This is a genomic window from Saccharopolyspora sp. SCSIO 74807 (genome assembly GCF_037023755.1).
GTDB classification, from domain to species: Bacteria; Actinomycetota; Actinomycetes; order Mycobacteriales; family Pseudonocardiaceae; genus Saccharopolyspora_C; species Saccharopolyspora_C galaxeae.
The window spans coordinates 3,041,034-3,065,817 of record NZ_CP146100.1 but is presented as its reverse complement, the minus strand read 5'-3'; the positions used below and the strand labels follow the sequence as shown (position 1 = coordinate 3,065,817).

At 69.9% G+C, this 24,784-nt stretch carries 21 protein-coding genes; 7 read left to right on the top strand and 14 right to left on the bottom strand.

Annotated elements, in window-relative coordinates:
- Nucleotides 1–155 precede the first annotated feature (155 nt).
- The 3 genes from V1457_RS14140 to V1457_RS14130 are packed head-to-tail and all read left to right on the top strand — an operon-like array spanning nt 156 to nt 3,645.
- Nucleotides 156–1,871: a hypothetical protein gene (locus V1457_RS14140; protein ID WP_338604337.1), complete on the top strand. Its 1,716-nt coding sequence runs from the start codon at nt 156–158 to the stop codon at nt 1,869–1,871.
- A complete protein-coding gene (locus V1457_RS14135; RefSeq protein WP_338604334.1) occupies nt 1,868–2,836 on the top strand; it encodes a glycosyltransferase family 2 protein in 969 nt (322 codons plus the stop codon). The genes V1457_RS14140 and V1457_RS14135 overlap by 4 nt, the downstream gene beginning before the upstream one ends.
- Complete coding sequence (locus V1457_RS14130; RefSeq protein WP_338604331.1) at nt 2,833–3,645, top strand: DUF6597 domain-containing transcriptional factor; 813 nt, start codon at nt 2,833–2,835, stop codon at nt 3,643–3,645. The genes V1457_RS14135 and V1457_RS14130 overlap by 4 nt, the downstream gene beginning before the upstream one ends.
- Here the strand turns inward: V1457_RS14130 and V1457_RS14125 are convergent.
- The 3 genes from V1457_RS14125 to V1457_RS14115 all read right to left on the bottom strand — a co-directional run bounded on the left by V1457_RS14125 (nt 3,551) and on the right by V1457_RS14115 (nt 8,883).
- The gene (locus V1457_RS14125; protein ID WP_338604328.1) at nt 3,551–4,471 is read right to left on the bottom strand and encodes a hypothetical protein; all 921 of its coding nucleotides are present in this window, start codon (nt 4,469–4,471) and stop codon (nt 3,551–3,553) included. The genes V1457_RS14130 and V1457_RS14125 overlap by 95 nt on opposite strands.
- Nucleotides 4,472–4,589: 118 nt before the next feature.
- Nucleotides 4,590–7,919, bottom strand: coding sequence for a translation initiation factor IF-2 N-terminal domain-containing protein (locus tag V1457_RS14120; RefSeq protein ID WP_338604325.1), 3,330 nt, complete (start codon nt 7,917–7,919; stop codon nt 4,590–4,592).
- Nucleotides 7,920–8,091: 172 nt separating this feature from the next.
- Nucleotides 8,092–8,883 (bottom strand): TIGR03936 family radical SAM-associated protein, encoded by a 792-nt coding sequence (locus V1457_RS14115; protein WP_200071145.1) that lies wholly within the window; start codon nt 8,881–8,883, stop codon nt 8,092–8,094.
- A 231-nt stretch (nt 8,884–9,114) separates the two neighbouring features.
- Here V1457_RS14115 and V1457_RS14110 point away from each other — a divergent pair, with 231 nt between their 5' ends.
- Nucleotides 9,115–10,467 (top strand): S8 family serine peptidase, encoded by a 1,353-nt coding sequence (locus V1457_RS14110; RefSeq protein ID WP_338604322.1) that lies wholly within the window; start codon nt 9,115–9,117, stop codon nt 10,465–10,467.
- Between the two features lie 17 nt (nt 10,468–10,484).
- Here the strand turns inward: V1457_RS14110 and V1457_RS14105 are convergent, their stop codons facing one another.
- From V1457_RS14105 to ndk, 3 genes are all read right to left on the bottom strand, one after another.
- On the bottom strand, nt 10,485–12,449 hold the full coding sequence (locus tag V1457_RS14105; protein WP_338604319.1) for a TIGR03960 family B12-binding radical SAM protein: 1,965 nt from the start codon (nt 12,447–12,449) through the stop codon (nt 10,485–10,487).
- Between the two features lie 69 nt (nt 12,450–12,518).
- Nucleotides 12,519–13,052 (bottom strand): GNAT family N-acetyltransferase, encoded by a 534-nt coding sequence (locus V1457_RS14100; RefSeq protein ID WP_338604316.1) that lies wholly within the window; start codon nt 13,050–13,052, stop codon nt 12,519–12,521.
- A gap of 1 nt (nt 13,053) precedes the next feature.
- The gene (ndk, locus tag V1457_RS14095; RefSeq protein ID WP_200070921.1) at nt 13,054–13,464 is read right to left on the bottom strand and encodes a nucleoside-diphosphate kinase; all 411 of its coding nucleotides are present in this window, start codon (nt 13,462–13,464) and stop codon (nt 13,054–13,056) included.
- Between the two features lie 274 nt (nt 13,465–13,738).
- Here ndk and V1457_RS14090 point away from each other — a divergent pair, with 274 nt between their 5' ends.
- Nucleotides 13,739–14,839, top strand: coding sequence for a zinc-binding dehydrogenase (locus tag V1457_RS14090; RefSeq protein WP_338604312.1), 1,101 nt, complete (start codon nt 13,739–13,741; stop codon nt 14,837–14,839).
- Here the strand turns inward: V1457_RS14090 and V1457_RS14085 are convergent.
- From V1457_RS14085 to V1457_RS14050, 8 genes are all read right to left on the bottom strand, one after another.
- Complete coding sequence (locus tag V1457_RS14085) at nt 14,836–14,988, bottom strand: hypothetical protein (RefSeq protein ID WP_200070919.1); 153 nt, start codon at nt 14,986–14,988, stop codon at nt 14,836–14,838. The two genes, V1457_RS14090 and V1457_RS14085, sit on opposite strands and share 4 nt — an antisense overlap.
- 65 nt (nt 14,989–15,053) lie before the next feature.
- Nucleotides 15,054–15,482: a type II toxin-antitoxin system VapC family toxin gene (locus V1457_RS14080; RefSeq protein WP_200070918.1), complete on the bottom strand. Its 429-nt coding sequence runs from the start codon at nt 15,480–15,482 to the stop codon at nt 15,054–15,056.
- The gene (locus V1457_RS14075; protein ID WP_295143270.1) at nt 15,479–15,724 is read right to left on the bottom strand and encodes a CopG family transcriptional regulator; all 246 of its coding nucleotides are present in this window, start codon (nt 15,722–15,724) and stop codon (nt 15,479–15,481) included. Before V1457_RS14075 ends, V1457_RS14080 begins: the two co-directional genes overlap by 4 nt.
- Nucleotides 15,725–15,780: 56 nt before the next feature.
- Entirely contained in the window at nt 15,781–16,218 is a 438-nt protein-coding gene (locus V1457_RS14070; RefSeq protein WP_307850097.1) for a DUF4233 domain-containing protein, read from the bottom strand.
- Nucleotides 16,215–17,582 (bottom strand): folylpolyglutamate synthase/dihydrofolate synthase family protein, encoded by a 1,368-nt coding sequence (locus V1457_RS14065; protein WP_200070916.1) that lies wholly within the window; start codon nt 17,580–17,582, stop codon nt 16,215–16,217. The genes V1457_RS14070 and V1457_RS14065 overlap by 4 nt, the downstream gene beginning before the upstream one ends.
- 362 nt (nt 17,583–17,944) lie before the next feature.
- Nucleotides 17,945–20,581 carry a valine--tRNA ligase gene (locus V1457_RS14060; RefSeq protein WP_338604304.1) on the bottom strand — a complete coding sequence of 879 codons (2,637 nt, stop codon included), beginning with the start codon at nt 20,579–20,581 and terminating at the stop codon, nt 17,945–17,947.
- 155 nt (nt 20,582–20,736) lie between these two features.
- Nucleotides 20,737–20,934 carry a DUF397 domain-containing protein gene (locus V1457_RS14055; protein ID WP_200070914.1) on the bottom strand — a complete coding sequence of 66 codons (198 nt, stop codon included), beginning with the start codon at nt 20,932–20,934 and terminating at the stop codon, nt 20,737–20,739.
- Nucleotides 20,931–21,779 carry a helix-turn-helix transcriptional regulator gene (locus tag V1457_RS14050; RefSeq protein ID WP_338604301.1) on the bottom strand — a complete coding sequence of 283 codons (849 nt, stop codon included), beginning with the start codon at nt 21,777–21,779 and terminating at the stop codon, nt 20,931–20,933. Before V1457_RS14050 ends, V1457_RS14055 begins: the two co-directional genes overlap by 4 nt.
- Nucleotides 21,780–21,915: 136 nt before the next feature.
- On the opposite strand from V1457_RS14050, the gene V1457_RS14045 reads away from it, so the two are divergent.
- Both V1457_RS14045 and V1457_RS14040 read left to right on the top strand, forming a co-directional pair.
- Nucleotides 21,916–22,128, top strand: coding sequence for a zinc finger protein (locus tag V1457_RS14045; protein WP_200070912.1), 213 nt, complete (start codon nt 21,916–21,918; stop codon nt 22,126–22,128).
- A gap of 307 nt (nt 22,129–22,435) precedes the next feature.
- The gene (locus V1457_RS14040; protein WP_200070911.1) at nt 22,436–24,757 is read left to right on the top strand and encodes an FdhF/YdeP family oxidoreductase; all 2,322 of its coding nucleotides are present in this window, start codon (nt 22,436–22,438) and stop codon (nt 24,755–24,757) included.
- Nucleotides 24,758–24,784: the final 27 nt, after the last annotated feature.

Genomic DNA, 24,784 nt, shown 5'->3' with positions numbered 1-24,784 from the left:
CGAGAAGTGCCCTCACAGCATACAGACCGCTCGCGGCGGCCTTACTCCGGGCTTGACTCCCGGGGAAGGAACCGGGTTTTCCGCGCGATCTCCCTGCGGTTCGATCTTACCTTGCTACTGTGAGTCGCCGTTCGACCTTCACATGGGGATTCAGCGTGACCGAGACCGCATCCGGACCACGGCGGACCGAGCACGAAGAGCCTGCGCCCGCCGACCACCTGCGGCGGTTGCGCGAAAGCGCGGCAGGGCCTCGGTCACTGCTGCTGATGGCCGCGCTGCCACCGCTGATGATGCTGCGCGAGGTGCTGCGGTACCCGCAGATGCACTTCTACGACTACTGGTGGGTGCTGCTGGACATCACGAACCCGGACGGTTCGCTGCGTCCGGAGGCGCTGCTCGGTTTTCGCAACGAGCACCCGTTCGTCCTGCCGAGCCTGTTGTTCTGGTTGAGCGCCCGGTTCGGCGGCGGCTCGAACCACCCGCTGGGCCTGCTGGTGCTGGCGTTCGGCGTCGGATGCGTGCTGCTGGTGTGGGCGATGCTGCCCGCGGACCTGGGGCGCTGGCAGCGCGCGGGGCTCGTGGTGGCGACCTCGGCGCTGGTGTTCAACCCGCACGGCATCCACAACTTCGTGCGTTCCATGAGCGGTGCTTCGTGGGTGCTGGCGATGCTGCTGGTGCTGAGCGCGCTGCTGGCGATGCAGCGCGGACGTCCCGTCCCGGCGGTGCTGCTCGGCTTGTTGGCTTCGATCAGCTACGGCACGTCGTTCGCGGTGTGGCCGGCGCTGTCGGTGCTGGCCTGGATGCGCGGGGAGCGCAGGCGGCGAGTCGTCGCCCCGATGGTCATCGGAGTGGTCGTGGTGGCCGCCTGGCTGGTGTTGCGCGGTCCCCAAGGCGGGGGCGGCGCCTCGCCCACCGATGATCCGGCGCAGGCCATGCTGGCGGGGCTGAGCATGATCGGCATGGTGTGGACCGGCACGGAACCGGCGTTGGCCCTGGTCGCGGGCGTTGCCGGGCTGGCGGTGCTGGCGCTGCACCTGCCGGGGTGCCTGCGCCCGCAGGCCCGCGCGGCCAATGCCGCCTGGTGGGGCCTGGCGGTGTACGCGATCGGCTGCGCGGTGATGATCTCGGGTTCGCGGGCGGCATTCGGCGAGTCCGCAGGTTTGCAGAGCCGCTACAACAGCATGTCGGCCGCGCTGTGGATCGCCGTGCTCGTCATCGCCGTCACCTGGCCGCGGTGGCCGGGTGCGCGGGCGGTCGCGGTGTTCACCACCGCGCTGGCGACGGTCGCGCTCGGCGCTCCGATGGCGCAGGCCGTGCGGGACGACGCGCCGAACCAGCGAATGCTGGCGGTGGCCGCGCGCGTCGGCGCGACCGATGCGTTCGCCGACCGATTCCCCGCACCCGAGCAGCTGCTGCCCCGGATGCGCGCGCTCGGGCACTACCCCTTCTCCGCGGAATTCACGCTGGGTTGCGGGGACGGCACGGAAATCGGTTCCCGGCAGAACACCTCGCGATGGCGCACGCCCAGCGTCGGCAGCTATCGCGAACCCCGGCCCGCAGGCTGGGACGTGCTGCTCAACGTCGAGACCGACCAGATCCGGGGCGGCGCGCGGATGCTGAAGGGCTGGGCGATCTCCGGCATCGAACGTGCGCGCTGCGTCGCCGTGCTGGACCGGACCGGCGAGGTCGTCGGCGGCGGCGTGGTCGACATCCCGCGCGCCGATGCCGAGGGCCAGACGGTCGGCACCGAGATCGGCCTCGGCTACCGCGCGGTCGCTCCCGCGGGCACCGGGCCGCTGCGCATCGCGTTCGCCTTCCCGGACGGCTGGTGGGTGCGCCCGCTGACCGAACACCCGCAGGCGGTGTCATGACCTCCGCAGGCGTGCTGCCCGAGGTGTCCCTGCTGACCCCGGCCAAGAACGAAGCCGCCAACCTCCCCGAGTTGTTCGCCCAGGTCAGCGCTGCGATGAACGCCCAGCCGCTGAGCTGGGAGCTGCTCGTGGTCGACGACGGCAGCACCGACGAGAGCTGGCGGATCATCGGCGAGCACGCCGCGGCCGACCCGCACTTGCGCGGCTTGCGGCTGCGCCGGAACTTCGGCAAGGCCGCCGCGCTGGCCGCCGGTGTGGCCGAGGTGCGCGGGCGGCTGCTGGTCACCCTGGACGCCGACTTGCAGGACGACCCGGCGGAGGTGCCGCGGCTGCTGGCCGCGCTGGACGCGGGCGCGGACCTGGTCAGCGGGCACAAGGCGCAGCGCAAGGACCCGCTGGGCAAGCGCCTGCCGTCGAGGTTGTTCAACTGGATGACCGGAGTGATCACCGGGCTGCGGCTGTCCGATCACAACTGCGGGCTCAAAGCCGCGCGCACCGAGGTATACCGGCGAGTCCCGCTCTACGGGGAACTGCACCGCTACATCCCGGCGCTCGCGCACCAGCTCGGATACCGGGTCTGCGAGCTTCCGGTGCACCACCGGCCGCGTGCGCACGGCAAGTCGAACTACGGGCTGGAGCGGTACGTGCGCGGTGCGCTGGACCTGCTGACCGTCGTGGCGCTGACCCGCTACGGGCGCCGACCGGCGCACTTGTTCGGCGGTCTCGGCGTGGTCGCGGGCACGCTGGGAACGCTGATCCTGCTGTACCTCACCGGGATTTGGATGTTCACCGAGCAGTCGATCGGGACTCGGCCACTGCTGACCCTGGGAATCCTGCTGGAGATCTTCTCGGTGCAGATGATCTCCACGGGACTGCTGGCCGAACTGGTGCTGCACCGGACCGGGCGGGACGCGGACGTGAGCGTGCTCGTCGCCGACGACACCGCGAGCTCGCGCGTGGAGTGAAGGAGCAGCATGGGGTGGTGCGCCGATACCGCGAACGTCCTGCACCGCCCGCGCTCGCAAGCCGGGTGGCGTGCGCATGGACGCAGCAAGTGCCGGAAGACGGGTACTTGCAACGCATCATGCCGGACGGCTGCCTGGATCTGATCTGGCGGGACGGCGTGCTGGAGATGGTCGGCCCGGACACCGGACCGCGCGTGCTCCCGCTCGCCGCTGGCAGCGTGGCGGGCGTGCGGCTCCGGCCCGGAGCGGCGGGATTGCTGCTCGGCGACGTGCCCGCTGCTGCGTTGCGGGACCTCCAGGTGCCGCTCAGCGAGCTGTGGGGGTCGCGAGCGCAGCAGGTGGCGGACCGGCTCTCCGCGGCCGACGGCGCGGACGAAGCCGCGCGGCTGCTGGAAGAACTCGCCGTGGCACGGCTGCCCGAGCATCACCAGGACCCTGCTGTCGCGGAAGCGATCCGCCTGCTCAGCGGCCCCCGAGCGCCGGGCGTACCGGAAATCGCCCAGCACCTCGGATGGTCCGCAAGGCACTTCCGGAGGCGGTTCACCGCGGCCGTCGGCTACAGCCCGAAAACCCTGCACAGCATCCTGCGGTTCCGGCGTTCGATCGAGCTGGAAGGCCCGCTCGCCGACCGCGCGCTCGCAGCCGGGTACGCCGACCAGGCCCACTTGAGCCGGGAAGTGCGGCGGCTGTCCGGACTCACCGCCGCCGAACTGCTCACCGGCCGTACGCCTGAAGCGTGCGCAAGGCATCGATCGTCACCCGCGGACGGGACTCCAGCGCCGTCCCCGGTGCCCACTGCCGCCACCTGATCGGCCAGCCGCCGTCTTCGCACTGGTCTTGGGCGAGGGCGTCCAATCCGGCGGTGATCTCCGCTTCGGAGAACCATTCGCGGGCCAAGCTGCCCGGGTCGCGGACGTAGTCCGGAACGAAGTGCCACTCCCCCGGCGCGTAGCCCGGCACGAGGTGCGAATCCTCCGGGCGCTGCGGATCGAGCACCACGATGCCCTGCGCACGCACCATGCGGCCGAGTCGTGCCGCCGCCGCGGCGGCGCGTTCCCAGTCCGGCACGTGATCGAGGAATGCCACGGCCGCGTGCACCTCGTACGGATGGGACTCGGTCAACGCGTCGATCCGCTGCCAGCAGAACTCGGTCGCTGGGGCCAGCCACGGGTGCGTCGATGAGTTCTTGTGCAGCACGCCTGCCACCAGCGCCGTCGTCAACAGCGCGCCGGGCGGGTCCTCGTCGATCGGCATGAACGGCGGGTGCGGATAGTCCCGCCCGGCCGGATCCACCGCCGGGATCCCGCCGTCCGGGAGGGTGATCGTGGCGAGCTGATCGACGATGCCGTCCGCGGCCGCGCCGGAACAGCGTCCGATCTCGTCCAACGTGGTCAACGCCGCGTGCGCGCCGAGCGGCTGGCTCACCGGGCCGCGCACGTCCGGGTCCAGCGCGTAGGCGTAGCCACCGTCGGCGCTGCGGTAGGCGTCCAGAGCAGTGGCCACCGCGTCCGGAGAACCCGCGCAGAACAGGTGCTCGAACCGGCGTTGCTCCAGCACGCGGGCCGTCAGCCAGATGAACCCTTCCGCCGCAGCGAGCCGATCCGGCGCGGTGCGCTCCTTGGCATCTGCAGTCATGCCCGGACGTTAAGCCCGCGCGGCGCGCGGCTTCTTGAACGAATCGGACCTGCGCTCGGCGCGGTCGAAGAAAAAGGCGGGGCCGAGAATCCCGGCCCCACCTTTTTCAGCACTACGGTCAGTTCTCGGAAGTCGCCCCTGCGGAGACGTCCGCCTCGGCCGCCTCCGGGGAGTCCGGCGGCGGACCGGCCGCGCGAGAAGCGGTGCGGCGGCGGGGCCGCCGGGTGACCGTCTCCGTCGCCGGCGCGGGCACCTCCGGCGCCCCATCGGTCTCCGGCTGCGCGGACTTCTCCGGCACCGCCATCACCACCGGCTCGGCCGGTTCTCCGGCGCTACCGGCCGGGCGGCTGACCTTCCGCCTGCGCGAGCGGCCGTTCGACCCGGAGTCGCCGGTCTTGGCCGGTTCGGCCGGCTTCGGCTCCGCGGGCTTGTCCGCGGTGGCGGGCTCGGCAGGCTTCGCCGCCTGCTGCGCGCCTTCGGACTTGGCGCCGTCCTGCTTGGCAGGCTCCGCCGAATCCGATTTCGCAGGTTCCGGCTTGGCGGCGTCCGGCTTGCCGCTCTCGCGCCGCTCGGCATCCGGCTTCCCGCCGTCCTGCTTCGGCCCGCCCGCCTTGGCCTTCTTCGGTTCCGGCGAGTCCGTTTTCGCCTTCTCCTGCTTGGCCTCCGCGGACTGCTCCTGCTTCGCCGCCTGCTCCTGCTTCGCCGCCTGGGCGACGCCGTTGCGTTCGCCCTGCTGCTCCGAGTCGTTCGAGTCCTGCTTGCCGCGGTTGCGGTTGCGCCGCGACCCGCCGCCGTTGCCGCCGTTGCCACCGGAGTTCCCGTGGTCCTTGCCGTGCTGGTGCGCCACCGGATCCGCCGAGACCAGCAGTCCGCGCCCGCGGCAGTGCTCGCAGGTGCTGCTGTACGCCTCCAGCAAGCCGGTACCGACCCGCTTGCGGGTCATCTGCACCAGCCCGAGCGAAGTCACCTCGGCAACCTGGTGCCGGGTGCGGTCCCGGCCCAGGCACTCGGTCAACCGGCGCAGCACCAGGTCCCGGTTCGACTCCAGCACCATGTCGATGAAGTCGATCACGATGATGCCGCCGATGTCGCGCAGCCGCAGCTGGCGCACGATCTCCTCGGCCGCCTCCAGGTTGTTCCGGGTGACCGTCTCCTCCAGGTTCCCGCCGGAACCGGTGAACTTGCCGGTGTTGACGTCGATGACGGTCATCGCCTCGGTGCGGTCGATCACCAGGTAGCCGCCGGAGGGCAGCCACACCTTGCGGTCCAGCGCCTTCGCGATCTGCTCGCTGATCCGCTGCTCGGTGAACACGTCGTTCTTGCCGACGTGCTTGCTGAGCCTGCCCATCAGGTCCGGTGCCACGTGCTGCACGTACGCCTCGATGGTGTCCCAGGCCCCGGAACCCTGGACGGTCAGCGACGAGAAGTCCTCGGTGAACAGGTCCCGCACGACCTTGATCAGCAGATCCGGCTCCTCGTAGAGCAGCTGCGGGGCCTGCGCCTTCGGCGTCTCCGACTTCTCCTTGATGACCTCCCACTGCGCCTGCAGCCTGCGCACGTCCCGGTCCAGGGCTTCCTCGCTGGTGCCCTCGGAGGCGGTGCGGATGATCACCCCGGAGTTGTCCGGCACGATCCGCTTGAGGATCTCCTTGAGCCGCTTGCGCTCGTTGTCCGGCAGCTTCCGGCTGATCCCGGTCGCTCCGCCGCCCGGCACGTAGACCAGGAACCGGCCGGGCAGGCTGATCTGGGTGGTCAGCCGCGCGCCCTTGTGCCCGACGGGGTCCTTGGTGACCTGCACGAGCACGCTGTCGCCGGTGGACAGGGCCTGCTCGATGCGGCGCGCCTTGCCGGCCAGCCCGGCGGCGTCCCAGTCGACCTCCCCGGCGTAGAGCACCGCGTTGCGGCCCCGGCCGATGTCGACGAACGCGGCCTCCATGCTGGGCAGCACGTTCTGCACGCGGCCCAGGTAGACGTTGCCGACCAGCGATCCCGAGCCCGCGGAGGTGACGAAGTTCTCCACCAGCACGTTGTCCTCGAGGACCGCGATCTGGGTCTGCTCGTTGTGCTCGCGCACCACCATCCGGCGGTCCACCGACTCGCGGCGGGCCAGGAACTCCGACTCGGACAGCACCGGTGCGCGGCGCTTGCCCGCCTCGCGGCCGTCCCTGCGGCGCTGCCGCTTGGCTTCCAGCCGGGTCGAGCCCTTGATCGCGCGGACCTCGTCGTCGCTGCTGCTGTCCTTGCCGCCGTCCTGGCGTTCCTCGCGGACGTGCACGACGGTGTTCGGCGGATCGTCATCCCTGTTCGGGCCGTCGTCATCGCCGGAGCCCTTGCGACGGCGCCGCCGCCTGCGACGACGGCTCCCCTCACCGTCGGAGTCGCCGTCGGCGGAATCGGTCTCGGCGGACTTGCCCTTGGCCCCGTCCTGCGCGGCCTCTTCCTTGCGGGCGTCCTTGCTCCCGGCGTCCTTGCTCCCGGTGTCCTTGCCGCCGGTGTCCTTGCCACCGGCGTCCTTGCGGGACTGCTTGTCCCCGTTGCCGCGCTCCGCGCTCGAGCCCTGCTCGTCACCGGAGTCGGCCTGGTCGCCGTCACCGCCCTTGCCGCGGCCGCGGCCACGGCGACCGCGGCGGCGACGGCGCCTGCCGCCCTGCTCGTCGTCGCCGTCGGTGCCGTCCTCGGTGTCGGCGGAGTCGTCGCCGTATTCCTCGGACGGTTCTTCGACCGGAGGCTGCTCGGCGGTCTTGGCAGGCTCTGCGGTCTTGGCGGTCTTGGCGGGCTTGGCGGTCTCCGCGGGCTCGGCGGGCTCGGCGGACTTCGGCGCCTGGCGGGCCGGGGCTGCCTCCGGCGCCAGGAACATGGCCTGCGGCGCCGCGAACACCGGGTTCAGGCCGGCGGACCCGGACTGCGCCGAACCGGACTGGGCCGACTCGGACTGCGCGGATTCCGACTGCGCGGACTCGGGGCGGGCCTGCCCGGAGCCCTCCGACGCGGACTCCTCCTGGTGCGTCTCCTGCTCGGCCGACGACCGGGCCGTTTCGGTTCGAGCGGGCTGCGCCGGAGCCGATCCCGTCCCCGCGGACTCGGCCGCTGAAGGCTGAGCCGCAGACTGGGTCGCCCCGGATTGGGCAGCGGACGCTCGGGCCGACCCCGTGTCCGCCGGACCCTCCGCGGCGGACTCCTGAGCCTCCGGTTCGATGCTCTCCGGCCGCAACTGGCGCACTACCCGCAGGGCGACTTCGCGCGTGATGTTGGACTGCGCGCTGCGCACGGGCTCACCCAGCGACTCCAGGGTGGTGATGATCTCCCTGCTGCTGCCGCCGAGCAGCTTCGCCAGCGCGTGCACCCGCAGCTTGGCGGGAAGTTCGAAAGTCCCCGACGATGCGCTGGTCCGATTGGATGTGGTCGATGACCCGCTGGTGTTCCCAGCGGGTGCTGCACTGTTCGACATTCAACTCCTCCGCCCCCGGGCGCGTCCGTGGACGCGGCCGCACAGGAGCATGTGCGTTCTGCGGTCTTCCGCCGCCCGCGAGCGACAGCAATTCTGTTGGTCCCCTCCGTCCCCGCTCTCGGTGAGCGGGGAAGTCCCACGGCGGGTGCGACGACGTCCACCCCGCCGAGCGTCACCCGGTCGGGAGTTCCCCCCGCTGGGTGGCTGCCGCCGCCCTGTCCAGGGCAAACGGGTCGGCGATCCCTCCCTCGTCGTCGAGCCGCCCTTGCTCCCAGCGAGTCGCTCGCGCGGCCGCCGGGGCCAGGTCGGCGACGACGCGCAGGGCGTTCAGCACGTCGTCGGGCCGCACGGCGGGTGTTGTCTGCCGCACGACCGTTACGAGTATCCCATATGGTTCCCGGCCCTTCGGCCAATCGTCCACTTGGGCGATGAAAGCGGGAAAACGGTCACTCAGCGCAGCCAAATCGGTACTGTCCAGCACTTCCGCGCTGAGCACCGCGGCCCGCGCATCCATGGTCCGCGTGCCGTCCTTGGTCGTGCGCTGCACCTCGACCCGCTCGGCGACCAGCAGTTCCGCCACCGCCGAGCGCAGCGCCGCGGGCGACACGCCCGGCAGCTCGGTCAGCCACCGACCGGCCTCCAGCCGTTCCGGCAACGAGCCCGGCCCCGCTTCCACGGCTTCGACCAGGTCCATTCCCGCTGGCAGCGCCCGGTTCAGCTCGGTGCACAGCACCGCTGGATCGACCTGCTCCGCGAGTTGCAGCTCCACGTACTCGGCTTCGCTGGCCACCCCGGTCGGTACCGCGTTGGCCCACGAGATCTTCGGCCGCGGGTTGAAGCCCTGGGACTGCGCCATCGGCACCCCGGCCCGGCGCAGCGCCCGCTCGAACGCGCGGGCCAAGTCGCGGTGCGAGGTGAATCGCAGGCGGCCGCGCTTGGTGTAGCGCAGCCGCAGCTTCTGCACCGGCGGGGCCGACGGATTGGGGTGGTCTCGGCGACGCACCGTGCTCCTCCCGAGCGTGGCCGCGTACCGGCCGGTCCTGCACTTGCATCGGGCGACGGCACCGGCCGCCCACCCCCGACGGTACCGCGCCGCCTCAGCACCCCGGCTTTGCGGCGGCCGACGGCTTGTCCCACGCCGCGCGGGATGGCTACGGTCGCTCGTGTCGGCGCCCGGCCGTCCTGGAGGTTCGCCGTGCCCCTGGTCCGGCTGTTGCGCGCCACAGTCACGAGCCTGCTGGCCATGACCCTGCTGGCCGGTGTGGCGCCGATGGCCAACGCGGAACCGGACTGCCGCGATGCGGGCCCGAACCAGCGCTTCGTCGTGCTGTTCAACCCGGGAACGCCGCATTCCGAGGCGGCCGCGGAATCCGAGTCGCACTGCGGCGACATCGCCGCCTACTACCGCCAGATCGGGGTGGGCATCGTCGACTCACCGGACCCGGCTTTCGCCGAACGACTCGGACCGGACCGCGCCTACAGCGCCGAACGCCGAGCCCGGGCCGACCGGCTCGGGCCGCAGCGGGCTCCCGCCGAAGTCCGCGGCTCGAACCCGTGGAACCTGCAGCGAGTCCGCGCCGACCAGGCGCACGCGATCACCAGGGGCAGCCGGGACGTGCACGTCGGCGTCCTCGACTCCGGTGTCGACGCCGCGCACCCGGAACTGGCCGCTGCCGTGGACACCCAGCGATCGGCGAACTGCCTCACCCCCGAACACCCGCAGCTGGCCGAACGGCCGGTTGGTGAAGGGCACGGCACCCACGTCGCAGGCATCGTCGGCGCCGCCGACGACGGCCGAGGAGTCACCGGAGTCGCCCCGGAAACCGGCCTCGCCTCGATCCGCGTGGTCGACCCGGAGGGCTACGCGCATCCGGAGTACGCGGTGTGCGGATTCATGTGGGCCGCCGAGCACGACATCGACGTCGCCAACACCAGCTTCCTGGTCGAATCCGCTCAGCTCGGCTGCGGCTCCACTGGTTCGCCGGTTCCGCGGGAAGCGGTTCGGCGCGCGGTCCGGTACGCGACCGCGCACGACGTGCTCACCGTGGCGGCCGCGGGCAACGAGCGGATCGACCTCACGGCCGTTCCGCGACGCGAGAAACCGGTGTGCGAGGCGGTGCCTGCCGGCTTGGACGGAGTCGTTTCCGTCTCCGCGATCGGGCGGAACTCGGTGAAGTCCGGTTACAGCTCCTACGGCTTGGGCGCGGTGGACATCGCTGCGCCCGGTGGTGAGCCCGGCGCCGACGAATGCGTGCGCTCGACCGTGCCCGGCGGTTACGGCTCGTCGTGCGGCACTTCCATGGCCGCGCCGCACGTCTCCGGGGTGGCGGCGCTGATCAAGACCCAGCACCCGGAGGCGGGGCCCGCCGAGCTGCGCCGCAGGCTGTTAGGGGGAGCGGATCCGATCGGCTGCCCCGGTACCTACGACCTCAACCGCGACGGCGCGCAGGATGCGCGGTGTCGCGGCGACCCCGCCGACAACGGCTTCTACGGGCACGGCCTCGTCGATGCCCGCAAGGCAGTCGCCGCCCCGCCCGGTGCCGACTGAGAGCTGTTCAGGAGGCGCTAGGACTCGCTGAACGCCGGGTTCCGCACCGGCGAACCCTGTCCGACCGGGCTGATCGGCAGCAACGGCCGACCGGACGGCCCGACCTCGATGTCGGTGCCCATCGTCGGGCACACCCCGCAGTCGAAGCACGGCGTCCAACGGCAGTCGTCCTGTTCGCGGGCGTCCAGCGAGTCCTGCCAGTCCGCCCACAGCCATTCCTTGTCCAGCCCGGAATCCAGGTGGTCCCAGGGCAGCACTTCGTCCTCGGCGCGCTCCCGGGTGGTGTACCAATCCAGGTCGATGCCGAAAGCGGCGAGTTCCTCGGCCGCGCAGTCCACCCACCGCTGGTACGAGAAGTGCTCGTTCCACCCGTCGAACCGGCCGCCCTCACGCCAGACGCGTTCGACGACCCGGCCCAGCCTGCGGTCGCCGCGGGAGAGCAGTCCTTCGATCAGCGACGGCTTCCCGTCGTGGTAGCGCATTCCGATGTTGCGGCCGACGCTGCGGTCGGAGTTGATCACCTTGCGCAGTTTCCGCAACCGTTCGTCCACGGTGTCCGGATCGCACTGGGCCGCCCATTGGAACGGGGTGTGCGGTTTCGGCACGAACCCGCCGATCGAGATCGTGCAGCGGATGTCCTTGCGCCCGGCGGCCTTGCGGCCCTGCCGGATGACCTCCTTGGCCATCTCGGCGATCTGCAGCACGTCCTCGTCGGTCTCGGTCGGCAGGCCGCACATGAAGTACAGCTTCACCTGCCGCCAGCCGTTGGCGTAAGCGGTCGACACCGTCCGGATGAGGTCCTGCTCGGAGACCATCTTGTTGATGACCCGGCGAATCCGTTCGCTGCCGCCTTCCGGGGCGAAGGTGAGCCCGGAGCGGCGGCCGTTGCGGGACAGCTCGTTGGCCAGGTCCACGTTGAACGCGTCGACCCGCGTGGACGGCAGCGACAGGCTCGTGTTGGAACCTTCGTAGCGGTCCGCGAGGCCCTTGGTGACCTCGCCGATCTCGGAGTGGTCGGCCGAGCTCAGCGACAGCAGCCCGACCTCCTCGAAACCGGTGTTCTCCAGCCCCTGCTGCACCATGTCGCCGATGCCTTCGGGCGAGCGCTCCCGCACCGGCCGGGTGATCATGCCCGCCTGGCAGAACCGGCAGCCGCGGGTGCAGCCGCGGAAGATCTCCACGCTCATCCGCTCGTGCACGCTCTCGGCCAGCGGCACCAGCGGCTGCTTCGGGTACGGCCACTCGTCGAGTTCCATGGTGGTGCGCTTGAAGACGCGATACGGAGCCCGCTCGCGGTTCGGCACCACCTCGGTGATCGCGCCGTCCGCGCCGTAGCCGACGTCGTAGAAGCGGGGGATGTAGACACCGCCGCTTTCGGCCAGCCGCAGCAGGATCTCTTCGCGGCCGCCCGGCTCGCCCTCGGCCTTCCAGCGCCGGATCGCCTCGGTGATCTCCAGCACCGATTCCTCGCCGTCGCCCAGCACCACCGCGTCCAAGAAGTCCGCGATCGGTTCCGGGTTGAACGCCGCGTGCCCACCGGCCAGCACGATCGGATGCTCGTCGGTGCGGTCGGCGGCATGCAGCGGGATGCCCGCGAGGTCCAGCGCGCCGAGCAGGTTCGTGTAGCCGAGTTCGGTGGCGAAGCTGACCCCGAGCACGTCGAACGCGCCGACCGGCCGGTGCGCGTCCACGGTGAACTGCGGGATGCCGTGCTCGCGCATCAGCTCTTCGAGATCCGGCCACACCGAATAGGTGCGTTCGGCGAGCACGTCGGGCTGCTCGTTGAGGATCTCGTAGAGGATCATCACGCCCTGGTTGGGCAGCCCGACCTCGTAGGCATCCGGGTACATCAACGCCCAGCGCACCGAGGTGGCGTCCCACTCCTTGACGGTGGCGTTGAGCTCGCCGCCGACGTACTGCACGGGCTTGGAGACCTGCGTCAGCAATGGTTCCAAGCGGTCGAACACGGACTCCGCACTCACCCGGCCAAGGGTAGTGGGCGTCCGCCGGGGCGGGACGGCCCCGGTCCGCGGTGGACCGGGGCCGCCGGCTCACACGTCGCGGGTGAACCAGAGCTGGTCGCGGAGGTCGTCCTCGGCGACGCGCAGCGAGGCAGGCCAGCGGCCGGATTCGGTCCAGCCGCGCCGCCGGTAGAAGTCCTCCAGCCCCTGGCCGGACCTGGTCGTCAGCTGCAGCTTCGCGATGCCGAGGGCTTGCGCGTGCGAAACCGCGGCGTCCAGCAGTCGGGAGCCGAGGCCCTGCGACTGCAGCTCGGGGTCGACCAGCAACCACTCGATCTCGCCGCGGTGCGCGTGGATCGGCAACGTCGCGGGTCGCAGCACCGCGACGCCTGCCAACGCGCGTTCCTGACCCATGATCAACAGGTGCCTGCGCTTGGGCCGCGCCGCCACGTCTTCGACGATCCGCCCGCCTAGCGCGCTGATCGTGTCCAGCTCGGTGGTCGCGGTGAAACCGGTGGCGCCGCCTGCGACGGTGACCCGCCCGAACAGGTCGGTCAGGGCCTGCGGCAGTTCCGGGTGCGGTTGGTCGACGCGCAGCGGTCCGCTGATGAACTCCTCAGTCACTTCACAGCTCCGGGAACCACAGCTTGATCTCGCGCTCGGCCGACTCCGGCGAGTCGGACCCGTGCACCAGGTTGTACTGGACTTCGAGGCCGTAGTCGCCGCGGATGCTGCCCGGCGCGGCCTTGTCGACCGGGTCGGTGCCCCCGGCGAGCTGGCGGAACGCCGAGATCGCCCGCGGGCCTTCCACGACCGCGGCCAGCACCGGACCGGACTTGATGAACTCCAGCAGTGAGCCGAAGAACGGCTTGCCGTCGTGCTCGGCGTAGTGCTGCTGGGCGAGCTCGTCGCCGACCTGGCGCAGCTCCAGCGCGACCAGCTTGAGCCCCTTGCGTTCGATCCGGCCGATGACCTCGCCGACCAGGCCGCGCTCGACCCCGTCGGGCTTGACCAGGACCAGGGTGCGCTCGCTCACGTTGCTTCTCCTTCACATCAGGGCGCGCGGCCCGGCTGCGCTTCGTTGCGCTCAGCGTATCGGCGCAGGTGAACCGATCGGGTCCGGGGCGTTGCTCCGCGAATCCGTTGCGCTGCCGGGGCCGGGAACGCTCCTGCAGTCTGCGCGGTGACCGCGGAACCGAATGCAGCAGGCACGTCCAGTGATCACCCGGCGACCCCTTGGTACCCAGGCATCCCGCGGGCTAGGTTCGGGACGGCCATACCGACCGGCCGGTCCGAACGAGGAGGTCCGGATGCGCGCAGCCGTGCACACCGCCGTGAACGAGCCGATGAGCATCGAGGAGATCGCCGACCCGCACCCCAACGCCGGTGAAGTCGCGATCGACGTGCTGTCCTGCGGCGCGTGCCATTCGGACCTGCACGTGCTGAAGGGCGAGCTGCCGTTCCCGACCCCGTCCGTGCTCGGGCACGAGGTCGCCGGCGTGATCTCCGAAGTTGGCCCGGACGTGACAGGTGTGCGCGTCGGCGACCGGGTGGTCACCAGCTTCATCATGCCGTGCGGGCGATGCGTGCAGTGCGCACGCGGGAATTCGGAGATCTGCCTGGACTTCTTCGGCTACAACCGGGCGAAGGGCCAGCTCTACGACGGCAACACGCGGCTGTTCCGGCCCGGCGGTGAGCCGGTGTGGATGTATTCGATGGGTGGGCTGGCCGAACGCTCGGTGACCCCTGCGACCTCGGTGTACAAGGTTCCCGACGAGGTGGAGTTGAGCGATGTGGCTTCGGTCGGCTGCTCGACGATGACCGCCTACGGCGCGCTGCGGCACGCCGCGGACGTTCGGGTCGGGGACTCCGTCGCCGTGGTCGCCTCCGGCGGCGTGGGTAGCTCGCTGATCCAGCTGGCCGCGCTGTTCGGGGCCTCGACGATCGTCGCGGTGGACATCAGCGACGACAAGCTCGCCGCCGCGCGCAAGCTGGGCGCCACGCACACCGTGAACTCCGCCGAGGTCGATGCGCCCGCCGCGATCCGGGACCTGACCGGCGGCAGCGGTGTGGACGTGGCCTTCGAAGCGCTGGGCAACGTCGCCACGTTCGGCGTGGCGCGGGACTCGGTCGTCGAAGGCGGGCAGGTCGTGGTCGTCGGCATCGCCCCGAAGGGCAACGTCGGCGAGTTCGACCTGGCCACCATCGCCCGGCGGAAATTGCAGATCAAGGGTTCCTACGGGGCGAAACCGCAGCGGGACATGCCGGTGCTGCTGGACCTGGTCGCGCGCGGGCAGTTGCGGCCGCAGGACACGGTGAGCCGCCGCTACTCGTTCGACGACGTGCAAGGCGCCTACGACGCGCTGAACCGCCGCGAGATCCAGGGGCGCGCGGTCATCGACATCGGCTAGTTCCAGCTTTCGCCGTCCAGGCATTCCAGCAGTGCGCTGTCGTCGTAGACGTCGACGCCCGGGCGGGCGTCGGCTTCGACCGCGGGCAGCGAGAACGTGCGGGTCACCAGCTGCGGCAGGTCGGGCGCGATGTCGTTGTTGATCTCCACATGCCAGGAATACCGATGATCAACACCGTCGCCAAGAACACGATCAGGTGCTCCTCGATCAACGGTCAGTCGAGCGGGTGCCGCCAGCGCAGTCCGGGGTAGCGCGCGAACCCGCGGTCGGCCGTGATCCACTCACAACCGTGCTCGATGGCGATAGCGGCCAAATATGCATTGGGAACGTGGTTGCCGATCGCGTCGGCCTTACGGCACAGTTCCGTGAATATTTCCCAGTGCCGTGGACCCGGCTCGACAGCGACGAACGCCGGGGCTGCCCGAATCGCAGCGATCTCCTCCAGCGCCTGCTCCGGACGAAACGGCCGGGGAAAGATCCGCGGGTGGGTGATGACACGCAAGTATCCACTGAAAACCAGCGACGGGATACCCACCGGAACCGTCCCGTTCAGCGCTTCCTCGAGCCATGCCGAATAGGCGTCGTACTCCGGCATGGCAACATTGTGCGCATTCACCAGGACATTCACGTCGCAGGCGATCATTCGTTGTCCATGAGATCGAGAAGCGCCGCGTTGTTGTTGAGGTCCACGCCCGGGTTGGGGCGACCAAGATCGAATGCGCGGAGCCGGAAACGTCCGCGACCCGGGTCGCTCTGCTGGGCCCGTCGCAGCTCACCGAGTCGCACATCTTCTTCGATCAGCGCGCTGACGGTCGTGTTCTCCCGGGCAGCACGCACCTTGAGTTGATCGAGCAACGCATCGTCGATGGCAATCGTTGTTCTCATGCATCTAAGAATGCCGCCAAAGCATCTTGATGCACCACTACACGATCAGGCCAGGTTCACTGCTCCGGCGGATATCCCTCGGGGTGGCCGAGCTGGTCGTAGAGGCGGCCTTCGCGCATCCGCTTCGCCACGTCCCGGCGCAGGTAGAGGATGTAGGCCCAGACCGCCACGAAAAGCAGCCCCATGATCCCGACCGAGGGGTGCACCAGGTAGCACACCGACATCGCCACTTGCAGCGCCAGCGCGAACGGCAGCCCCCACGCGCGCCGCTGCACGAACCCGCCGACCAGCATCAACACCGTCAGCAGGCCCACGATGGCGAACCCGGCGCCGGAGACCCCGCCACCGAACCGCCACACGATCGGCAACGCCAGGCCGAAGGTGATGAACTCCATCACCAGCGTGCCCGCCATGACGCCGCGCAGGCCCTTCCACGGGTCGCGCACGCCTTCCGGCGCGGTGGGCAGCGACCAGAAACCACTGCTGTCGGTCACGCGGGCTCCTTGCCGAACAGTGCCCGCCCCTCGCCGGCCGTGACCACCGAGCCGGTGATCACGACGCCGCCGCCGGAGACGGTGTCGGAGTCGTCGGTGGTCTCCTCGGCCATCCGGATCGCGGTCTCCACGGCGTCGTCCAGGCGGGGTTCGACGACGATCCGGTCCGGTCCGAAGATGTCCTTGGCGGTGGCGGCCAGCTCGTCCGGGTCCAACGCGCGCGGTGAGGCGTTCTTGGTCAGCACGACCTCCTCCACGACGGGTTCGATCTCGCGCAGCACGCCGCGCACGTCCTTGTCGCCGAGCACGCTGATCACCGCGACCAGGCGGCGGAAGGAGAATTCGGAGCTCAGCGCGTCGGCGAGCGCGCGAGCGCCGTGCGGGTTGTGCGCCGCGTCGACGAGCACCGCCGGGGCGGCCCGCACCCGCTCCAGCCTGCCGGGGGTGATGACGCTGGCGAACGCGTCGCGGACCGCTTCGAGGTCGAGCTGCTGCTGCGCGCCCGCACCGAAGAACGCCTCGACGGTGGCCAGCGCGATAGCTGCGTTGCGGGCCTGGTGTTCGCCGTGCAGCGGCAGGAAGACCTCGTCGTAGACGCCGCCGAGCCCTTGCAGGCGCAGCATCTGACCGCCGACGGCGACGGTGCGGGACAGCACACCGAACTCGTTGCCCTCGCGGGCGACCGTGGCGTCGACCTCGGCGACCCGCTCCATGATCGCGGTCTGCGCTTCGGCGGTCTGCGCGGCCAGCACCACGACCGAGCCGGGTTTGATGATCCCGGCCTTCTCCCTGGCGATGCCCGCGATGTCGGTGCCGAGGTATTCGGCGTGGTCGAGCGCCACCGGGCAGATCACCGCCACGTGCGCGTCGGCGACGTTGGTGGCGTCCCAGCCGCCGCCGAGCCCGACCTCCAGCACCGCGGCCTCCACCGGGGCGTCCGCGAACGCGGCGAACGCCATGCCGGTCAGCACCTCGAACTTGGACATCTTCACGTCGCTGTTCGCGTCCACGATGGACACGTAGGGAGCTACGTCGCGGTACGCCTCGACGTAGCCTTCCGGGCTGATCGGGTGCCCGTCGATGCTGATCCGCTCGGTGGCCAGCTGCAGGTGCGGGCTGGTGTAGCGGCCGATGCGCAGCCCGATGCGGGACAGCAGCGCATCGACCATCCGCGAGGTGGACGACTTGCCGTTCGTCCCCGCGATGTGCACCACCTGGTAGCTGCGCTGCGGTTCGGCGAGCAGGTCGGTGAGCTTCCTGATGCGGTCCAGGGACGGCTCGATCTTCGTCTCCGGCCAGCGCTCGTTGAGCTCGGCCTCCACCACGCGCAGCTCGTGCAGCGCACCGGATTCGGTGCCGGACACTGGCACTCCCCTAACCTCGATGGCCTATCCGCGACTACAACAGTCCCGACGCAAACGTCCAGCTCAAGTCTACTTCGGTGGAGGCAGGTACCTCCGCGACGGCCCTGGGACCACCGATTCGCCTCGTCATCATCGGTCGGGCGCGGCGCTGATCCCGCGCAGCAGGCGAGGTTGTCCACAGGCGCCGCATCCATCCACAGATTCGTGGATCGGGACTGCCCGGCGGGCCGCGTACCGGCCACGGTGGATGCATGAGGAATTCGGCGAGCAACCGCGCGAACAGCAGCGCCACGGCGGCGGACGGGGCGGTTCACGGGCCGTCCGCCTTGCCGAAGCACGCGAACGGCCCGTCGCCCGCAGCGTTAGGCCGAAGGCAGCGCCGCCAGGCGGGATTCGATGCGCTCGATGTCGCTCTGCGCGGTGTCCCGGCGAACCTTGATCTTGTCCACGACCTCTGCCGGCGCCTTGTCCGTGAACGACGGGTTGGCGAGCTTCTTCTCCGTGCCGTCGAGTTCCTTGCGCGCCGCGGCGAGGTCCTTCTCCAAGCGCTTGCGCTCGGCGGCGACGTCGACCGCGCCGGACAGGTCCAGCTCCACCGGCACGGTCCCGCCGGTGAGACCGACCTCCAGCGAGGCCGAGGAGGTGAACTCCTCCCCCGGCTCGTTCAGCTTCGCCAGCGAACGCACCGCCGCCGAATGCTCGGCCAATCCGAGCGCGTCGAGTCCACCGAGCCGCGCCGCCACCCGCTGGCCCGGCTTGAGCCCCTGGTCGGAGCGGAACCGCCGGATCTCGGTGATCAGCTTCTGCACCGCGAGCACCCGCTGCGCCGCGCCCTCGTCGGCGTGCTCGCCGGTCGCTGCGGGCCAGTCCGCGACGACCGCGGATTCCCGGCCGGTCAGCGTGGTCCACAGCAGCTCGGTGACGAACGGGATCGTCGGGTGCAGCAGCCGCAGCAGCACGTCCAGCACGTGCCCGAGCACGTCGCGGGTCCGTTCCGCGCGGTCGCCGCCCGCGTCGATCTGCACCTTGGACAGCTCCACGTACCAGTCGCAGAACTCGTCCCAGGTGAAGTGGTAGAGCGCCTCGGTGGACTTGGCGAACTGGAAGTCCTCCAGCAATTCGTCCACTTCGGACACGAGCTGGTCGGTGCGGTCCAGGATCCAGCGGTCCGCATCGGTGAGCTCAGCCCGCGCGGGCAGCGCCGCGGGCACCCGCGCGCCGTTCATCAGCGCGAACTTGGTGGCGTTGAACAGCTTCGTGCAGAAGCTGCGCGCCCCGGCGACCCATTCCTCGCTGATCGGCGCGTCCGTACCGGGGTTCGCCCCGCGCGCCAAGGTGAACCGCAGCGCGTCGGCGCCGTAGTTGTCCATCCACTCCAGCGGATCGACGGTGTTGCCCGCCGACTTGGACATCTTCTTGCCGTGCGGATCGCGGACCATGCCGTGCAGCGCGATCACCTTGAACGGCTCGACGCCGTCCATCGCGTAGAGCCCGAGCATCATCATCCGGGCCACCCAGAAGAACAGGATGTCGTAGCCGGTGACGAGCACGCTGGTCGGGTAGAACTTCCGCAGATCCGCGGTGTCGTCCGGCCAGCCCATCGTGGAGAACGGCCACAGGCCCGAGGAGAACCAGGTGTCGAGCACGTCCTCGTCCTGGCGCCAGCCCTCGCCGGTGGGCGGTTCTTCGTCCGGTCCGACGCAGACGACCTCGCCGTTCGGGCCGTACCAGATCGGGATGCGGTGGCCCCACCACATCTGCCGCGAGATGGCCCAGTCGTGCAGGTTGTCGACCCAGTCGAAATAGCGCTTCGCCATCTCCGGCGGATGCACCGCGACCCGGCCGTCGCGCACCGCGTCGCCCGCTTCCTTGGCCAGCGGGCCGACCTTGACGAACCACTGCAGCGACAGCCGCGGCTCGATCGGCTCCTTGGAGCGGGAGCTGTGCCCGACGCTGTGCACGTACGGCCGCTTCTCCGCGACGATGCGGTCCTGCGCGCGCAGCGCCTCGCGCACCGCGACGCGGGCCTCGAACCGGTCCATGCCGTCGAATTCGGTGCCGGTGTTCGCGATCCGGCCCTGCTCGTCCATGATCGTCGGCATCGGCAGGTCGTGGCGCTGCCCGATCTCGAAGTCGTTCGGGTCGTGCGCCGGGGTGACCTTCACCGCGCCGCTGCCGAACTCGGGGTCCACGTGCTCGTCGGCGACGATCGCGATCTTGCGGCCGGTCAGCGGCAGCTCGATCTCGGTACCGACCAGGTGCCGGTAGCGCTCGTCGTCCGGGTGCACCGCGACGGCGGTGTCGCCGAGCATCGTCTCCACGCGGGTGGTGGCCACGACGATTTCGGAGTCGCCGGAGCCGTAGCGCATCGACACCAGCTCGCCGTCGACCTCGCGGTGCTCCACCTCGATGTCCGAGATCGCCGAGCGCATCGCGGGCGACCAGTTCACCAGCCGCTCCGCCCGGTAGATCAGGCCGTCGTCGTAGAGCCGCTTGAAGATCGTCTGCACCGCGCGGGAGAGACCGGCGTCCATGGTGAACCGCTCCCGGCTCCAGTCCACGCTGTCGCCGAGCCGCGACATCTGCGACAGGATCGCCCCGCCGTGCTGCTCCTTCCACTGCCACACCCGCTCCAGGAAGCGCTCCCGGCCGAGTTCGCGGTGGTCGATGCCCTCTTCCCGCAGCTGGTTCTCGACCAGTGCCTGCACCGCGATGCTGGCGTGGTCCATGCCCGGCAACCACAGCGCCTCGTAGCCCTGCATCCTGCGGCGGCGGGTGAGCAGATCCATCAGGGTGTGCTCGAAGGCGTGGCCGATGTGCAGGCTGCCGGTGACGTTCGGCGGCGGGATGACGATCGAGAACGGCGGCTTGTCGCTGTGCGGGTCCGCGGTGAAGTACTCGGCGGCTACCCAGCGCTGGTACAGCTCGGCCTCTACGTCGGCCGGGTTCCAGCTCGACGGAAGTTCACGGGGCTGTGCGGGTGCGCTGGTCTGTGTCACACACCGATTCTACGAACCGCCCGCGACGGCTTTCCCGGCCCTCACCTCCACCGTTCGCGGCAGTTCCCGGAAGGACGGCCGCACACCGGGCCGATCTGCCCGCGGCCTGCGACGCTCCCCGGTTCCGCTGGCAACGCCGCAGGTCATCGCAGCCGTCAGGAGAAGCGGTCGGTCTTGATCGCGGACAGGAACGACCGCCACTGCCGCCGATCCACCGTCAGGTAACCCGCAGCCCGATCCTTCGTATCCCGCACCGCCGCACCGCGAGCCGACCGGCCCACCTCGACACAAGTGATCGTGTTTTGACTCCGGCTCGACTTCCGCCAGTTGACCGGGTGCTCGACCGCTGTCATCGCGCGCCCTCCATTTCGTTGATGAGCCTGTGCACGAACGCTGAAGAGTCATCGGGACTCAAGGCGACTGCCCGGACTCGAGCGACCGCCTGCTGGTAAGTTTGCACGTCTGCGGGCTCATGCAGGAACAAGCCGGAGCGCCGATTCTCCAGATGCACGACCGGCCCTTGCTCCGTCTCATAAAGCGCGAACAGGCCTTCCAGCGCCGGATGCCAGCCGGTCGAGAACGGGACCACCTGAATCTCCACATTGCTGCGTTCGCCGCTCTCCAGCAGGTGCTTCAACTGGTCGAGCATCACTTTCGGCCCGCCGATGACCTGACGCAAAGCTGCTTCACCGATGACACCGGTGAACGTCGCGGGCTCCTGGCCGAAGATCGTCTCGCGGCGACCGAGCCGGATCGCCGAACGTGTCGCGACTTCGTCAGCGTCCACGCCACCAGCCGACATGATCGCGTGCACGTACTCGCGCGTTTGCAGGAGTCCGGGGACCAGTAGCGGGGACACCTCGGTGATTCCCGTCGCCCCTCGCTCGACTTCGAGAGTCGCGGCGAGCTGCTGTCGTTGCTCGGGCAGGGTCACCGCGAGCCAGCGCGGTTCGTGAGTGCCGCCGGAAACCTCGACTATCTCGTCGTACTCGGAGCCGGTCACCCCGAGATGAGCCAGGATCTGCGCGACATCGGTGGGCCTGGGCGCACGTTCCCCGGTTTCCCAACGGGAAAGCTGACTCGGGTCTTTGCCCAGTTGTGTCGCCAACCCGCGCAGGCTGATCCCGTTGTCTAGTCGCGCCTTGCGCAGTGCGCTTCCGACAGCACGAGCTTTCGGGGTCCGTGTGTTGACAGTCATGCAACAGATCCTATTGCTACACAAGGGTTTTTCGGTGATCACTCGGTCGGGTAATTGCTCAACGTAGTCAACCGATGACACTGTAGACACATCGTTGACAACGATCGTCAACACGGTCTGACGCAGGAGGTCGTGGATGCCCCATCCCGTCGCGTGGGTGCCTGCTGAGCAGGTGCGCCACGCCAGCACTGCCGCGAAGTCGAAAGGCAGCGATTACCCCACCGGCACCGAGGTCAAGACGCTGTGCGGCTTGAACGTCATAGCCGTCAACAGCGATGTGGCGTGGCTCTGGCCGACGTGCGCGAATTGCTGTACGGCCGCGCGGGAAAAAACGAACTCGGCCCGATGAGCGCGAAGTTCGCGATCGGCCACTGCTGAAGGCCCCTGCCAGCCGTTACCTGGCAGGGACCGTTCTCGAGGTTACGTCACCGCTCGTTTCTCCCGACGCGGCGAGTGGCGTATCGGCCCCGGCCCGGACACTTCCGCCTCCCCCGGTTCCGGGCCGGGGTGCCGGCCGGCCGTTGCGTGCCCCCGAGCGCACCGGCCGGCCTCCCGCTGCAACGCGCTTCCACCAACACCGGCAGAACTGGGCCACTCGTGTGAACCAAGACACCCCACCCGTGCTCTCGCGCGCGTGGGAGAGCACTCTGGGCGGTATGTCGCGCAGAGCACCTGAACAGGACATCGACGAGTCGGCGCTGTCGACCCACGAGCCGAAGGACGCCGCCGCCGGTGTCAAGGCGGTCATGGTGTCGCTGCGACGCAGCTGGGAGCAGATGGGCGCAGGGCGCACCATCAAGACGTTGCCGCTGCTCAACCAGCGTTCCGGCTTCGACTGCCCCGGCTGCGCGTGGCCGGACCCGCGTGGCGAGGACAAGCACCGCAGCCCCGCCGAGTTCTGCGAGAACGGCGCGAAGGCGGTCGCCGAGGAGGCCACGACGCGCAAGGTCGACGCCGAGTTCTTCGCCGCGCACTCGGTGGCCGAGCTCGCGGACAAGACCGACTACTGGCTCGGCCAGCAGGGGCGGCTGACGCAGCCGATGATCCTGCGCGACGGCGACACGCACTACCGGCCGATCGACTGGGACGCGGCGCTGGACGTGGTCGCCGACGGCCTGCGCGAGCTGCCCAGCGCGGACCAGGCCGCGTTCTACACCTCGGGCCGCACCAGCAACGAGGCCGCGTTCCTCTACCAGCTGATGGTGCGCAGCTTCGGCACGAACAACCTGCCGGACTGCTCGAACATGTGCCACGAGTCCTCCGGGTCGGCGCTGAGCGAGACCATCGGCATCGGCAAGGGCTCGGTTTCGCTGGAAGACGTGGAAAACGCCGACCTGATCCTGGTGGTGGGCCAGAACCCGGGCACCAACCACCCGCGGATGCTGTCCTCGCTGGAGAAGGTCAAGCGCAACGGCGGCAAGATCGTCGCGGTCAACCCGCTGCCCGAGGCCGGGCTGATGCGGTTCAAGAACCCGCAGAACGCCCGCGGCGTCGCCGGTGGTGGCACCGCGCTGACCGACGAGTTCGCCCAGATCCGCCTCGGCGGCGACCTGGCGCTGTTCAAGGCGCTCACCGGTCTGCTGCTGCAGGCCGAAGAGGCCGCGCCCGGAACCGTGCTGGATCGCGAGTTCATCGAGCAGCACGGGCACGGTTTCGAGGAATTCGCCGCGCAGGCAAGGGAAATCGACTGGGACGCCACGCTCGAGGCGACCGCGATGTCCCGCGAGCAGATCGAGAAGATCGCGCAGCTGCTGATCTCCTCGGAGCGCACCATCGCTTGCTGGGCGATGGGCCTGACCCAGCACAAGCAGGCCGTGCCCACGATCCGCGAGGTCACGAACCTGCTGCTGATGCGCGGCATGATCGGCAAGCCGGGCGCGGGCGTGTGCCCGGTGCGCGGGCACTCCAACGTGCAAGGCGACCGGACGATGGGCATCTGGGAGAAGATGCCGGAGAAGTTCCTCGCCGCCATGGAATCCGAGTTCGGCATCCCGATGCCGCGCCGCCACGGCTACGACACCGTGGACACCTTGCAGGCCATGAAGAGCGGGAAGGTGCAGGCTTTCCTCGCGGTGGGCGGCAACTTCGTCGCGGCAACGCCGGACACCGCGGGCACCGAACGGGCGTTGCGCGGGTGCGACCTGACGGTGCAGGTCTCGACGAAGCTGAACCGCTCGCACGTGGTTCCCGGCCGCACCGCGCTGATCCTGCCGACGCTCGGCCGCACCGAACGCGACGAGCAGGAATCCGGCGCGCAGTTCGTGACCGTCGAGGACTCGATGTCGGTCGTGCACGCCTCGCGCGGGCGGCTCGCACCGACTTCGCAGAACCTGCTGTCCGAAGTCGCGATCCTGTGCCGGCTGGCGCGGAAGCTGCTCGGGGACGAGCACCCGGCGCAGTGGGAGGAGTTCGAGCGCGACTACGACAGCATCCGCAGGCACATCGCGAACGTGGTACCGGGATGCGACGACTACAACGCGCGTGTTCGTGAGCCCGACGGGTTCGTGCTGCCGCACCCGCCGCGGGACAGCCGTTCCTTCCCCACCGCGACGGGGAAGGCGAACTTCACCATCAACACGCCGGAACCGCTGCGGGTGCCGGAGGGTCGGCTGCTGCTGCAGACCCTGCGCAGCCACGACCAGTACAACACCACGATCTACGGCCTTTCCGACCGCTACCGCGGGATCGAGGACGCCCGGCGCGTGGTGATGCTCAACGAGAAGGACATCGCCGCGCTCGGGTTCTCCGACGGCGAGGCGGTGGATCTGGTCTCCGAATGGCCGGACGCCGATGGCAACGTGGAGGAGCGCCGCGCGGAGCGGTTCCGCATCGTCGCTTACCCGACCGCGCAGGGCTGCGCGGCCGCCTACTATCCGGAGGCGAATCCGCTGGTGCCGCTCGGTTCGGTCGCGGAGAAGTCGAACACCCCGGTCTCCAAGGCCATCGTGGTCCGCCTGGAGCGGCTTTCCGAGCAGTGACGTCCCGCATGCCCCGTTTCACCAGGA